This window comes from Pseudomonas sp. 2835 (assembly GCF_050435905.1).
In the GTDB taxonomy this organism is placed as follows: Bacteria; Pseudomonadota; Gammaproteobacteria; order Pseudomonadales; family Pseudomonadaceae; genus Aquipseudomonas.
In genome coordinates this window covers 80010-93514 of sequence record NZ_JBNDLE010000015.1, presented here as the reverse complement: position 1 = coordinate 93514, position 13505 = coordinate 80010, and the positions used below count along the sequence as shown (strand labels likewise).

At 65.4% G+C, this 13505-nt stretch carries 15 protein-coding genes; 11 read left to right on the top strand and 4 right to left on the bottom strand.

Annotation, left to right across the window (positions count from 1 at the left end):
- Positions 1–8: 8 nt before the first annotated feature.
- The 3 genes from ABIE20_RS20150 to ABIE20_RS20140 all read right to left on the bottom strand — a co-directional run bounded on the left by ABIE20_RS20150 (position 9) and on the right by ABIE20_RS20140 (position 2092).
- A complete protein-coding gene (locus tag ABIE20_RS20150) occupies positions 9–638 on the bottom strand; it encodes a LysE family translocator (RefSeq protein ID WP_429506837.1) in 630 nt (209 codons plus the stop codon).
- A gap of 76 nt (positions 639–714) precedes the next feature.
- The gene (locus ABIE20_RS20145) at positions 715–1323 is read right to left on the bottom strand and encodes a 2-hydroxychromene-2-carboxylate isomerase (RefSeq protein ID WP_429506836.1); all 609 of its coding nucleotides are present in this window, start codon (positions 1321–1323) and stop codon (positions 715–717) included.
- 37 nt (positions 1324–1360) lie between these two features.
- Positions 1361–2092 carry an SDR family oxidoreductase gene (locus tag ABIE20_RS20140; RefSeq protein WP_429506835.1) on the bottom strand — a complete coding sequence of 244 codons (732 nt, stop codon included), beginning with the start codon at positions 2090–2092 and terminating at the stop codon, positions 1361–1363.
- A 91-nt stretch (positions 2093–2183) separates the two neighbouring features.
- On the opposite strand from ABIE20_RS20140, the gene ABIE20_RS20135 reads away from it, so the two are divergent.
- Together ABIE20_RS20135 and ABIE20_RS20130 are read left to right on the top strand one after the other, a co-directional pair.
- Complete coding sequence (locus ABIE20_RS20135; protein WP_429506833.1) at positions 2184–2738, top strand: TetR/AcrR family transcriptional regulator; 555 nt, start codon at positions 2184–2186, stop codon at positions 2736–2738.
- Complete coding sequence (locus ABIE20_RS20130; RefSeq protein WP_429506832.1) at positions 2725–3321, top strand: DUF4157 domain-containing protein; 597 nt, start codon at positions 2725–2727, stop codon at positions 3319–3321. The genes ABIE20_RS20135 and ABIE20_RS20130 overlap by 14 nt, the downstream gene beginning before the upstream one ends.
- Here ABIE20_RS20130 and ABIE20_RS20125 read toward each other — a convergent pair whose 3' ends face one another.
- On the bottom strand, positions 3322–3918 hold the full coding sequence (locus ABIE20_RS20125; RefSeq protein ID WP_429506831.1) for a TetR/AcrR family transcriptional regulator: 597 nt from the start codon (positions 3916–3918) through the stop codon (positions 3322–3324).
- A gap of 110 nt (positions 3919–4028) precedes the next feature.
- Between ABIE20_RS20125 and ABIE20_RS20120 the strand changes: the two genes are divergently transcribed.
- From ABIE20_RS20120 to ABIE20_RS20080, 9 genes are all read left to right on the top strand, one after another.
- Positions 4029–5084, top strand: coding sequence for a sugar phosphate isomerase/epimerase family protein (locus tag ABIE20_RS20120; protein WP_429506829.1), 1056 nt, complete (start codon positions 4029–4031; stop codon positions 5082–5084).
- Positions 5085–5113: 29 nt separating this feature from the next.
- Positions 5114–5980 (top strand): alpha/beta fold hydrolase, encoded by an 867-nt coding sequence (locus ABIE20_RS20115; RefSeq protein ID WP_429506828.1) that lies wholly within the window; start codon positions 5114–5116, stop codon positions 5978–5980.
- 91 nt (positions 5981–6071) lie between these two features.
- On the top strand, positions 6072–7118 hold the full coding sequence (locus ABIE20_RS20110) for a class I SAM-dependent methyltransferase (protein ID WP_429506826.1): 1047 nt from the start codon (positions 6072–6074) through the stop codon (positions 7116–7118).
- A gap of 158 nt (positions 7119–7276) precedes the next feature.
- Complete coding sequence (locus ABIE20_RS20105; RefSeq protein ID WP_429506825.1) at positions 7277–7948, top strand: GntR family transcriptional regulator; 672 nt, start codon at positions 7277–7279, stop codon at positions 7946–7948.
- 1152 nt (positions 7949–9100) lie between these two features.
- Positions 9101–10033 carry a 4-hydroxyproline epimerase gene (locus ABIE20_RS20100; protein ID WP_429506824.1) on the top strand — a complete coding sequence of 311 codons (933 nt, stop codon included), beginning with the start codon at positions 9101–9103 and terminating at the stop codon, positions 10031–10033.
- Entirely contained in the window at positions 10030–11145 is a 1116-nt protein-coding gene (locus tag ABIE20_RS20095) for an NAD(P)/FAD-dependent oxidoreductase (protein ID WP_429506823.1), read from the top strand. The genes ABIE20_RS20100 and ABIE20_RS20095 overlap by 4 nt, the downstream gene beginning before the upstream one ends.
- Positions 11138–11374: a (2Fe-2S)-binding protein gene (locus ABIE20_RS20090; protein ID WP_429506822.1), complete on the top strand. Its 237-nt coding sequence runs from the start codon at positions 11138–11140 to the stop codon at positions 11372–11374. The genes ABIE20_RS20095 and ABIE20_RS20090 overlap by 8 nt, the downstream gene beginning before the upstream one ends.
- Positions 11371–12621: an FAD-dependent oxidoreductase gene (locus ABIE20_RS20085; protein ID WP_429506821.1), complete on the top strand. Its 1251-nt coding sequence runs from the start codon at positions 11371–11373 to the stop codon at positions 12619–12621. The genes ABIE20_RS20090 and ABIE20_RS20085 overlap by 4 nt, the downstream gene beginning before the upstream one ends.
- A gap of 56 nt (positions 12622–12677) precedes the next feature.
- Entirely contained in the window at positions 12678–13427 is a 750-nt protein-coding gene (locus ABIE20_RS20080) for a helix-turn-helix domain-containing protein (RefSeq protein ID WP_429506819.1), read from the top strand.
- Positions 13428–13505 lie beyond the last annotated feature (78 nt).

Below are 13505 nucleotides of genomic sequence, written 5' to 3'. Positions count from 1 at the left end.
CACTCACGTCAGGAAAAGCTCGATTCTACAAACAGCAGGGGGTACAGGGATATCACCAGCAGCGCCGCCATCAGCAGATTGAACACCATCAGCCAGCGCGGGTTCTGCAACACCGTGCGCAAGGCGCTGCCAAACATCACCCAGACGCAGACGCTGGGCAGGTTGACCAGGGCGAATACCGCAGCAATGACGATGACGTTGGTGACGTAGCCCTGGGCCGGGGTGTAGGTGGTGATTGCGCCCACGGCCATCACCCAGGCTTTCGGGTTGACCCACTGGAAGGCTGCCGCGCCCCAGAAGCCCAGGGGCTTGCGGCTGGATGAATCGCTGACCGACAGCGGTCCGGAGGTGGCGATCTTGTACGCCAGGTACAACAGGTACGCGGCGCCCACGTAGCGCAGCACGGTGTAGATCGGCGGGTAGGCCTTGAACACCTCGCCCAGGCCAAAACCCACCGCCAGGACCATGACCATGAAGCCGACACTGATGCCCAGCGCGTGGGGAATCGACCGGCGCACGCCGAAGTTCACCCCGGAGGCCAATAACATGGTGTTGTTGGGCCCCGGGGTGATCGATGAGACGAACGCGAACAACACAAAGGCAGTGATCAGGTCCAGTGAGCCGAGCATGGCAGGCATCCAGTTTTTATAGGTTGCCCTGACACTATCGGAGTCCTGATCCACCTCGACCATACAGTTAGTGAAAATAATGCCGCTACACTTGACTGTCCTGCTCCGCCAGCGCTTCGACGACGAACTCCAGGCGATCCTGGCCGAAGAACATCTGCTCGCCGACAAAACAGGTGGGAGCACCGAACACGCCACGGCGCACCGCTTCTTCGGTGGCCTCCTTGAGCGCACCCTTTACCTCGGGCTCGGCGCTCCAGGCCTGGTATTGCTCGGGGTCGAAGCCGGCCTCTTGCAGCACCGCCGCCAACACCTGCAGGTCGCCCAGATTACGCTGGCGCACCCATAGGGCCTCAAACATGGCACTCAGGTAGGCCTCGAAACGCTGCGGCAGGTAGCGCTGCACGCCCACCGTACCGCGCATCAGGCCCAGGGTGTTGATCGGAAAACCCGGCGGCAAGGCCAGGGTCACGCCATAGCGTTTGGCATAGCGCTGAAAATCAACGAACACATGCCGGGCCTTGGCCGGCACCATCACCGGCGAGGCGTTGCCGGTGGCCTGGAATACCCCGCCCAGCGGCATCGGCCGGTACACCAGTTGCGCATCGTGCTGGGCGCAGAGTTTCGGCAGCTGGGTCCAGGCCAGGTAGCTGGCCGGGCTGCCCAGGTCAAAGAAGAATTCGACGGTTTTGCTCATTTGCAGCAGGTCCTTTTTTTTTGTTGTTGTCGGTGACTTACCAGCGCTCAATCCACGGCCGCAGGTCGAGCTCGAAGGTCCATGCATCGCGGGGCTGGCTATGCAAGAACCAGTAGCTATCGGCGATGTGCTGCGGGTCGAGAATGCCGTCCTGGTCCTTGAGTGCATAGCGCTCGGGGAAGCTGTCGCGGATGAACGCAGTATCGATGGCGCCGTCCACCACCACATGGGCGACATGAATATTGCGCGGCCCGAGCTCGCGAGCCATGCTCTGGGCCAGTGCGCGAATGCCGTGCTTGGCGCCGGCAAACGCGGCAAACCCGGCGGCGCCGCGCAAGCCTGCAGTGGCGCCGGTAAACAGGATAGTCCCACGTTCGCGGCTGACCATGCGCCGGGCGACTGCCTGGCCGGTGAGAAAGCCTGCGAAACAGGCCATTTCCCAGATCTTGAAGTACTTGCGCGCGGTCTCTTCGAGAATGCTGCAGGGCACGTTGGCGCCAATGTTGAAGACAAAGGCTTCGATCGGGCCCAAGGTGCTTTCGATTTCTTCGACCAGCGCCGCCACCTCTTCTTCCTTGCGCGCATCCGAGGCAAAACCGTAGGCCTCGCCACCGGCGGCGCGGATCTCGTCCACCAGCGGCTGCAGCTTGTCGGCACTGCGCCGGGTCACACAGGCGACATAACCCTCGCGGGCAAAACGCCTGGCAATCGCGCCGCCGGTTGCATCGCCGGCCCCTACCACCAGTACCACCTTCTTGCCTTGGGTCATGTCTCGCCTCCATTGGTAAACGATCATTTAGTAAACGAACGCTATGCTATGATCCAGGCTTCGTCAAGCCAGCCCTGCGGAGCGTATCGGCGTGCGCTATTCCACCACTCACAAAGAACAAACCCGGCAGAAACTGCTGCAAAGCAGCGGCGCCCTGGCCAAACGCGGCGGCTTTGCAGCCACTGGCGTGGCCGGGCTGATGAAGGCCATCGGCCTGACCGGCGGCGCCTTCTACAACCACTTCCCGTCCAAGGACGAGCTGTTCACCGAGGTGGTGCGCCGCGAGCTGTCGCACAGCCCCATCGCCCAGCAGCCGATGAACCGCGCGCGGCTCGAGCGCTGCCTGGAGCAGTACCTGAGCATGGCCCACCTGCACAATGTCGAAGGCGGCTGCGCGATCCCGACCCTGGGTGCGGAGATCGCCCGCGCCGAACAGCCGGTGCGCGCTGAAGCCGAACACTGGCTGTGCCACCTACAGCAAGCCTGGGCGCAAACCCTCGAAGACCCGGCCCTGGCCTGGGCGCTGATCAGCCAGTGCGTGGGCGCGCTGGTGATTGCGCGCATGCTTGCCAGCGAGCCGACACAGGAGGAAGTGCTCAAGGCCTCTCGCGATTTCATTGCTGGGGCCCTGCATGAAGCGCCTTGAGTCGTTGCTGCTGAGCCTTGCCCTGAGCGCCCCGCTCACCGCCCTCGCCGCCTGCCCGGCCGGCCAGTACGAAATCTGCCTGGGCAGTTGCATCTGTTCGCCCATCGACCCTGGCCAGGCCGGCACCGTGCTCGACGACCTCGGGCGCGTGGCCAGCAGTTCCCTGGCCCTGGCCCTGCAGCAAGCGCGCAATACCGCGGCGGCCGGCACGCTGCTGCCGATCCCCCTGCACATCCGCGCTCAACTTGAGCCGTTCTATGACTTCCAGGTGCTTGACTCGGCGCGCTACAAGGTCGGCGACCAGCAAGCCCTGGACAGCGCCAATGCCCTGCTGCAGAACCCCGATGTCAATGCCGTGACCCTGATCGACATCATCGTCTTTCGCAACGACGCCGATGCCCAGGACAACGTCGTGCTCTGGGCCCACGAACTGCACCACGTGCAGCAGTACCAGCAATGGGGCGTGGAGGAATTCGCCCGGCGCTACTCGCGTGACTTCCACGCCGTCGAAGCGCCGGCCTACGAGATCCAGGCAAAGGTCAGCAAGGCCCTGCGCGAGCGGGCCTCGGGCCAGGCGCGCTGATCAGGCCAGGGCGGCGTGCAAAGCGCTCAATGCCGGTTTGATCATTGCCTGCAGGCGCGCCGTGGCAATGCCGTCGCGGGCCTGGATGGCAATACCGTGCAACAAGGTGGCGAACAGGTCGCCCAGTGCCTGCGGATCGGCCTCGGCCTTGAGTTCGCCACGGCCATGGGCCTGTTGCAGCAGGTCGATGATCGACTGGGTACGCTGGCGGCGCAGCTCGCTCATCCAGTCCAGTACGCCGCTGATATCCGGGCCGCCGCTGGCGGTCGATGACACCGCCAGGCAGCCGCGCGGGCCGTCCGCCGCAGTATAGGTGGCGATGGCCTCAAGGAGGATCTGCTCCAGCGCCTGGCCCACCGCCAGGTCACGGTTGATCACCCGTTCGGCAAAGCCGCCCTGCTCGGCCAGGTACAGCGCCACCACCTCGCGAAACAACTGCTCCTTGCTGCCGAAGGCGGCGTAGATACGCGCCGAGGCAATGCCCAGGGCATTGACCAGCAAGGCCATGGAAGTGCCTTCGTAACCGTACTGCCAGAAGGTTGCCAGGGCCTTGCGCAGGGCCTGGTCGCGATCGAATTCCCGGGGACGTCCGGCCATGGCTTGTGTGTCCATCAAATCAGTTGGAGCGGATTCTACCCTGCAAGACAGTTGACGCAAGCCCGTTGCCGCCCTATTGTTTGTCGATCGACAAACAATAGGAAGTCATCATGCGTACCCTCAAAGGCCCCAGCCTGCACCTGGCCCAGTTCAGTGCCGAACAAGCCCCTTTCAACAGCCTGCCCGAGATCGCCCGCTGGGCCGCCGGTCATGGTTTCAAGGCCTTGCAGGTGCCGGCCTGGGACCGGCGCCTGTTCAACCTGGAACTGGCCGCGCACAGCCAGACTTACTGCGATGAGCTGCGCGGCATGCTTGCCGAACACGGCCTTGAGGTCAGCGAGCTGAGCACCCATTTGCTCGGCCAACTGGTGGCGGTACACCCGGCCTACGACGCCCTGTGCGACAACTTCGCCCCGCCCGAGCTGCACGGCAAACCCCAGGCGCGCACAGCCTGGGCGCTGGAACAACTGCAACTGGCAATCAAGGCCTCGCAACGCCTGGGCTTGAGCGACATGGGCACCTTCTCAGGTTCGCTGGCCTGGCCTTACCTGTTCCCCTTCCCGCAGCGCCCGGCGGGGCTGATCGAGGCGGCCTTCGAAGAGCTGGCGCGGCGCTGGCGGCCCATCCTCGATGCCTGCGAAGACCACGGCATCAACCTCTGCTACGAAATCCACCCCAGCGAAGACCTGCACGACGGCAGCAGCTTCGAACGCTTCCTCGACCTGGTGGATAACCACCCGCGCTGCAACCTGCTGTTCGACCCTAGCCACTTCGTCTTGCAGCAGTTGAACTACCTCGACTACCTGGACATTTACCACGCGCGCATTCGCATGTTTCACGTCAAGGATGCCGAGTTCAACCCAACCGGCCGCCAGGGCATCTACGGCGGTTACTGCGACTGGACCGAGCGCGCCGGACGCTTCCGCTCATTGGGCGACGGCCAGGTCGATTTCAAGGCGATCTTCTCCAAGCTTGCGCAGTACGACTTCCCCGGCTGGGCCACCCTGGAATGGGAATGCTGCCTCAAGGACCAGGAAGACGGTGCCCGCGAAGGCGCGGCGTTCATCCGTGAACACATCATCCAGGTCACCGACCGCACCTTCGACGACTTCGCCGGCGCGCCGGTCGATCCGCACCAGATCCGGACCCTGCTGGGCCTGGCTTGAATCCACCTCTTTCACCTGGAGTGCAATTAATGTCCATCACCCCCGAAGCCGATTTCGAACACCGCTACCTGATCCTCGAACCGGGCCGCCGCCTGCATTGCGTGCAACTGGGCAGCGGCCAGCCGGTGCTGCTGATCCCCGGCTGGCCGCAGACCTGGTACGCCTGGCGGCATGTCATGCGCGCCCTGGCCCGCCAGGGTTACCAGGCGATTGCCGTCGACCTGCCGGGCACCGGGCTGTCCGACCCGGCCAGCGAAGGCCATGACACCGGCACCATCGCCGCCCTGCTGCATCGGGCCATGGGCCAACTGGGCCATCAACGCTACCGGCTGGCCGGGCATGACGTGGGCATGTGGGTCGGCTACGCGCTGGCCAGCGATTACCCCGAAGCGGTCAGCCAGCTGGTGCTCAGCGAAGCGGTGATTCCGGGCCTGGCCGAAGCGCCGCCGATCTTTGTCAGCGCCGAGCAGAACATCTTTATCTGGCACTTCTTGTTCAACCAGTTGCAGGACCTGCCCGAAGCCCTGATCACCGGCCGCGAGGACCGCTACCTGACCTTCATGTTCGAGCGCTGGGCGCACCATGTCGACCGTGTGGCCGTCGACACCTACATCAAGGCCTACAGCAAGCCCGGCGGCTTGAGTGGCGGCCTGGCCTACTACCGTTCGATCAGCCAGACCATCGCCCAGAACCGCCAGCGCGCCGGCAAGCGCCTGGGCATGCCGGTGCTGGCCATCGGCGCCGAGCACGCCACCGCCCAGGTGCCGTTGCAGACCCTGCAGGCCCATGCCGACAACCTGCGCGGCAGCGTCATCGCCGACTGCGGGCACTTTGTCATGGAAGAGGCCGACCAGGCGTTCAGCGCGCAACTGCTGGCGTTCTTCGAAGCGAACTAGACTTAAAGGTTGCCCCCGTAACACATTGGCCCGAGGTTGCCGGCCTGCCGGCAACCCCGTTGACGTTGGACTTCGCACAGGAGCACACGCAATGGACGAAGCCAGACTCAATGACTTCATGGGCAAGCTGGTCAGCGACATGGGTGCCGCGGCCATGCTTGCCAACCTGATCCTCGGCGATGAACTCGGTTTGTACCGGGCCATGGCCGACAGCCAATTCATCTCCCCCGAACAACTGGCCGACAAGACCGGCTGCAATGCCCGCCTGCTGCGCGAATGGCTGAGCGCCCAGGCCGCTTCCGGCTACATGGAACACCGCGACGGACGCTTTCGCCTGCCCGAAGAACAGGCCATGGCCCTGGCCATCGAAGACTCACCGGTATATGTGGCTGGCGGCGCCTCGGTGATCGCCGCGCTGTTCCACGACAAAGACAAACTGGTCGCCGCCATGCGCGGCGATGGCGCCCTGGCCTGGGGCGATCATCACCCGTGCATGTTCAGCGGCACCGAGCGCTTCTTCCGCCCCGGGTACCGGGCCCATCTGGTGGCCGAATGGCTGCCGAGCCTGAGCGGTGTGGTCGACAAGCTGCAGGCCGGGGCCAAGGTCGCCGATGTCGGCTGCGGCCATGGCGCCTCGACGGTGATCATGGCCCAGGCCTTCCCGGCTTCGCGCTTCAGCGGCTTTGACTACCACGGCCCGTCCATCACTGTCGCCAGCGAACGCGCCGCCGAGGGTGGTGTGGCCGAGCGCACGCAGTTCGTCCAGGCCAGCGCCAAGAACTTCCCCGGCAACGATTACGACCTGATCTGTTACTTCGACTGCCTGCACGACATGGGCGACCCGGTCGGCGCCGCCCGGCACGCCTATGAGTCATTGAAGGCCGACGGCTCGGTGCTGCTGGTCGAGCCCTATGCCAACGACACCCTGGATGAAAACAGCACCCCGGTCGGGCGGTTGTTCTATGCCGCGTCGACCTTTATCTGCACGCCGAACTCGTTATCCCAGGAAGTTGGCCTGGGGCTAGGTGCCCAGGCGGGCGAGGCGCGGCTGCGTGCGGTGTTCGAGCAAGCCGGATTCAAGCGCTTTCGCCGGGCGACCGAGACGCCGTTCAATTTGATCCTCGAAGCGCGCAAGTAAGCGCAGATACCTGGTCGGGCCAGCCTCCACCCAACCTGTGGGAGCTGGCCTCATCGCCGTCAGGACGGCAAATACCTGCTGTGCCAGCGGGCAGGTCTGGCGCCATGCATGGAGAGTTTCGTATACCATATCCATAAATAACTTCGGACGATGCCACCGTGACCGTACCCCGCCTCAACGCCCCGGACCTGGGCAACACGCCCTCGACTTCGGAAATCATCACCCGTCACCTGCGCGATGCGATCATTGCCGGGCACTTTGCCGAAGACGAACCGATCCGCCAGGACGACATTGCCCGCCAGTTCAACGTCAGCAAGATCCCGGTGCGCGAAGCGCTCAAGCGCCTGGAAGCCGAAGGCCTGGTGATGTTCCAGCGCAATCGCGGGGCGATGGTTACGCGCATGTCCGAACCAGAGCTGGCGCAGATGTTCGAAGTGCGCATGCTGCTCGAAGACAAAGCCTTGCGCCTGGCCATCCCGAACATGAGCGAAGAAACCTTCGCCCGCGCCGAGCGCATCTGCCAGGAGTTCGTCGGCGAGAACGACGTCGGCCGCTGGGCCGAACTCAACTGGGAACTGCACGCTTGCCTGTACGAGCCGGCGCAGCGGCCGTTCCTGGTCAACATGATCCGCTCGGTGAACGACAAGCTGGAGCGCTACCTGCGCATGCAGATGAGCCTCTCGGCAGGCAAGGACCGCGCCGACTACGAACACCGCGACATCCTCGACGCCTGCCGGGCCAAGGATGTCGAGCTGGCAGTGAGGCTGCTCGACGAACACATCGCCGGCGTCTGCAAAACCCTGTTCGAGCACCTGCCGCCGAGCAAATAATGGCAACCTGGTGGACCTGTGTGGCGTTGCCAGCGCTCGTAATCCAGACAACAGCAAATGTGTTTGAACTACCGGCCTCATCGCCGGCAAGGCCGGCCCCACAATAGACCTGCATGTACCAAACCTGTGGGAGCAGGCCTTGCCTGCGATCGAGTGCGCAGCGCTCGCAATCCAGCCACCACCTGAGGTGCTGACTGCACCGGCCTCATCGCCGGCAAGGCCCCACAATGGATCGGCGTACACGGGGCCTGGTGGGAGCTGGCCTTGCCGGCGATCGAGTGCGCAGCGCTCGCAATCCAGCCACCACCTGAGGTGCTGGCTGCACCGGCCTCATCGCCGGCAAGGCCGGCTCCCACAAATGTGGACTGCATGCACCAGACCTGTGGGAGCAGGCCTTGCCTGCGATCGAGTGCGCAGCGCTCGCAATCCAGCCACCACCTCTTGTGCTGGCTGCACCGGCCTCATCGCCGGCAAGGCCGGCTCCCACAAATGTGGACTGCATGTACCAAACCTGTGGGAGCTGGCCTTGCCGGCGATCGAGCGCGCAGCGGTCGTAATCCAGTCAACACCTCTTGTGCTGGCTGCACCGGCCTCATCGCCGGCAAGGCCGGCTCCCACAAATGTGGACTGCATGTACCAAACCTGTGGGAGCAGGCCTTGCCTGCGATCGAGTGCGCAGCGCTCGCAATCCAGCCACCACCTGAGGTGCTGGCTGCACCGGCCTCATCGCCGGCAAGGCCGGCTCCCACAAATGTGGACTGCATGTACCAAACCTGTGGGAGCTGGCCTTGCCGGCGATCGAGCGCGCAGCGGTCGTAATCCAGTCAACACCTCTTGTGCTGGCTGCACCGGCCTCATCGCCGGCAAGGCCGGCCCCACAATAGACCTGCATGTACCAAACCTGTGGGAGCAGGCCTTGCCTGCGATCGAGTGCGCAGCGCTCGCAATCCAGCCACCACCTGAGGTGCTGGCTGCACCGGCCTCATCGCCGGCAAGGCCGGCTCCCTCAGAGGTTGTGCATGCCGGCCCATTTTTGCCAGGGCACAACCACTGTGCCGATTTCGTCATCGGCGCGACATAAAGGCATCAAGCCTGCGCGCCGGATGACAGGCCACTCTGTCGTTCACTTCCCTGAACGGACGCGGCCTCCCCATGAAACGCATTACCGTGATCGACTCCCATACCGGCGGCGAACCTACCCGCCTGGTCATCGACGGGTTTCCCGAGCTGGGCACCGCCAGCATGGCCCAGCGCCGCCAGCGCCTTGCCGAGGCACACGATCAATGGCGCAGCGCCTGCATGCTGGAGCCGCGCGGCAGCGATGTGCTGGTCGGGGCGCTGCTGTGCGAGCCGGTGGACCCGAGCGCCTGCGCCGGGGTGATTTTCTTCAACAACACCGGTTATCTGGGCATGTGCGGCCACGGCACCATCGGCCTGGTGGTGTCGCTGGCGCACCTGGGCAGGATCGGCCCGGGCGTGCACCGCATCGAAACCCCGGTCGGCACCGTGCAGGCGACCCTGCACGAGGATCACTCGGTCAGCGTGCGCAATGTTCCAGCGTACCGCTACCGCAAGGACCTGGCGCTGCAGGTACCCGGCATCGGCAAGGTGATTGGCGATGTGGCCTGGGGCGGTAACTGGTTCTTTTTGATCGCCGACCACGGCCTGAATGTCGCCGGTGACAACATCGAGGCGCTGACGGCCTATACCTACGCCGTGCAACAGGCCCTGGAAGAGCAAGGCATTCGCGGTGAAGACGGCGGCCTGATTGATCATATCGAACTGTTCGCCGACGACCCCGGTGCCGACAGCCGCAACTTCGTGCTGTGCCCCGGCAAGGCCTACGATCGCTCGCCGTGCGGCACCGGCACCAGCGCCAAGCTCGCTTGCCTGGCCGCCGACGGCAAGCTGCAGCCAGGACAAACCTGGCGCCAGGCCAGCGTGATCGGCAGCACCTTCGAGGGCTCGTTCGAGGCCGACGGCGAACGCATCATCCCGACCATTCGCGGCCGCGCGCACATCAGCGCCGAAGCCACGCTGATCATCGAAGAAGACGACCCGTTCGCCTGGGGCATTCACCCGTGAGCCGTGGTGCCGTGGCCGATGTCATCGTGATCGGCGCCGGTATCATCGGCGCCGCCTGCGCGCAGGCGCTGGCCGCGCGCGGGCTGCAGGTGCTGGTACTCGATGCCGGGCTGCATGGCGCCACGGCTGCCGGCATGGGCCATTTGCTGGTGCTCGACGACAACCCTGCGGAGCTTGCGCTCAGCCAGTATTCGCTGCAGCGCTGGCGCGAACTGGCCCCGCAGCTACCCGAGGCCTGCGCCTATCGCAGCAACGGCACCCTGTGGCTGGCGGCCAACGCCGAAGAAATGGCCGTGGCCGAACACAAATTCAACCTCCTGCAAGCACAGGGGGTGGCCTGCGAATTGGTCGCCGGGCACGCCTTGCGCCAGCGCGAACCGGCGCTGCGCGAGGGGCTTGAAGGTGGTCTGCTGATCAACGGCGACGGCATTCTCTATGCCCCGGCCACTGCCGGCTGGATGCTGCAAACAGCAGGGATCGAACAGCGTCGCGCGCGGGTCAGCGCAATAGAGGGCAACCGTGTGCGCCTCGACAGCGGCCAGTGGCTGAGCGCCGAGGCCGTGGTGCTGGCTAACGGCATCCAGGCCACGGAGCTGTGCCCGGAGCTGCCGATCGAGCCGAAAAAAGGTCATCTGCTGATCACCGATCGCTACCCCGGCACTGTCACCCATACCCTGGTGGAGCTGGGCTACGTGACCAGCGCTCACAACGCCAGCGGGCCGTCGACTGCCTGCAATATCCAGCCACGGCCGACCGGCCAGTTATTCATCGGCGCCTCGCGCCAGTTCGGCACCACTGACCCGGCCGTGGAAGGCTGGATGCTGGCGCGCATGCTCAAACGCGCGACCGAGTACATGCCGGACCTGGCAAATCTGAACGGCATCCGCGCCTGGACCGGCTTTCGCGCCGCCAGCCCCGACGGCCTGCCGCTGGTGGGCCGCCATCCGCAGCAGCACGGCCTGTGGCTGGCGGTCGGTCATGAAGGGCTGGGCGTTACCACGGCGCCGGCAACCGCCGACCTCCTGAGCGCGCAGCTGTTTGACCAAACGCCGCCGCTGGCGGCCAGCCCCTACCTGCCAGATCGCTTCCTCGGAGCCCTCGCCCATGCCTGACTTGACCCTTGATGGCCGCCCGCTACGCGTGGCCGACGGCACCAGCGTCGCCGCCGCCCTAGCCCTGGGCGGCGATGGCTGCTCGCGCACTTCGGTCAGCGGCCAGCGCCGCGCCCCGCTGTGCGGCATGGGCATTTGCCAGGAGTGCCGGGTGACCATCGACGGCCGCCGGCGCCTGGCCTGCCAGACCCTGTGCCGTGACGGCATGCAGGTGGAGACCCGTCCATGAACGAACACAGCAACCTGCTGATCATTGGCGCCGGCCCCGCCGGGCTGGCTGCGGCACTGGCCGCCGCGCCGCGGGCCGCGCGCATCGTGCTGCTCGACGACAACCCGCTGCCGGGCGGACAGATCTGGCGCGACGGGCCGCAGGCCAAGCTACCCAAGCAGGCGCGCCGGCTGCGCGAGCAAGTGCTGGCCTGCGCCAATGTGCACTGGCACAGCGGCACGCGGGTGATCGCCAACGCCGGCCCCAACAGCCTGCTGGTGGAGAACGCCGAGCGCGGCTGGCAAATCCACTACGAGCGCTTGATCCTCTGTACCGGCGCCCGTGAACTGCTGCTGCCCTTCCCAGGCTGGACGCTGCCTGGGGTGACCGGTGCCGGTGGTTTGCAAGCGTTGATCAAAGGCGGGATGCCGGTGCGCGATGAGCGCATCGTCATCGCCGGCAGCGGCCCCTTGCTGCTGGCCAGCGCCGCCACCGCCAAGGCCAATGGCGCGCGGGTACTGCGCATCGCCGAGCAAGCCTCGCGCGCGGCCGTCAGCGGTTTTGCCGCGCAGTTGCAGCGCTGGCCGCACAAGCTGCTGCAATCGTTTAGCCTGTTCGACCGCCAGTACCGCAGCGCCAGTTATGTCATGGCTGCGCTGGGCACAGACCGGCTCGAAGGCGTGCGCCTGCATCAGCACGGCCAGGTGGTTGAAATGGCCTGCGATCGGCTGGCTTGTGGCTTCGGCCTGATCCCCAACATCCAGTTGGGCCAGGCCCTGGGCTGCGCCGTGGAGCAACAGGCGCTTGCCGTCGATGCCTGGCAGGCGACCTCGCAACCCGGCGTTTACGCGGCAGGCGAATGCACAGGTTTCGGTGGCAGCGAGCGGGCCCTGGTTGAAGGCGCTATTGCTGGTCTTAGCTCCGTCGGCAATCGCCAGGCGGCGCAGCAACTGTGGCGCCGCCGCGCGCGCTGGCACGCTTTTGCCAGCGCATTGAACAAGGCCTTCGCTCTCGACCCCGCACTAAAGTCGCTGGCAACCGCCGACACCCTGGTGTGCCGCTGCGAAGACGTGCCCTATGCCGCCCTCGCCGGACACAGCGACTGGCGCCAGGCCAAGCTGGCCAGCCGTTGCGGCATGGGCGCCTGCCAGGGCCGGGTGTGCGGTGCGGCCACCGCCCACCTGTTCGGCTGGCAGCCCTCGGCACCGCGCCCGCCATTCAGCCCGGCGCGCATCGACACCCTGTTGAACCTTGAGAGCGACACTTGAGGTAAACACCGGGGGCGCTCTATGATCCCGACGGTCGCCCCCGGAACGTCAGCGCCATGCACGCCACGCTCAACCACTTCGCGCCCTGCGACCTGCCGACCCTGCTCAGCAGCCTGCAGCCGATTGCACCGCTGCTCGACACCCTCAACGACGTGGTGTTCTTCATCAAGGATTGCGAGGCGCGCTACGCCTTCGTCAACCAGACCCTGGCCCGGCGCTGCGGGCGCAAGCACCGCGAAGACTTGCTTGGGCTTACCGCCGAGCATGTATTCCCCGCCCGCTTCGGCCCGCTCTATACCGAGCAGGACCGCCGCGTGCTCAGCAGTGGCCGGGAACTGGCCGACCAGCTTGAGCTGCACCTTTACTTCGGCAACCAGCCGATCTGGTGCCTGACCCACAAACGGCCACTCAAGGACGCCGAAGGCAAGATCGTCGGGCTCGCCGGCATTTCCCGCGACCTGCAACTGCCCCAGTCCAATCACCCGGCGTTTCACAAGCTTGCCGCCGTCGATGGGCATATCCGCAGCCACTTCACCCGCCCCATCAGCCTTGCCGAACTGACTGCCATCGCCGGGCTGTCGGTGGCGCAACTGGAGCGCCACTGCAAGCGCATCTTCCAGCTCACGCCACGACAGATGATTCACAAGGCGCGGCTGGAAGAAGCCTCGCGCCTGCTGCAAGACCTCGACCTGCCGATCACCGAGATCGCCCTGCGCTGCGGTTACACCGACCACAGTGCCTTCAGCCGGCAGTTTCGCGCCCTCACCGGCCTTTCACCGAGCCAGTACCGCGACAGCCAACGCTAAGTGTTCCTTTATCGGGCGCTGCGCACGGGCAGTGCTCCGATATGTAACACCTGCCCCGCTCCCCTGCTACAGCACCCC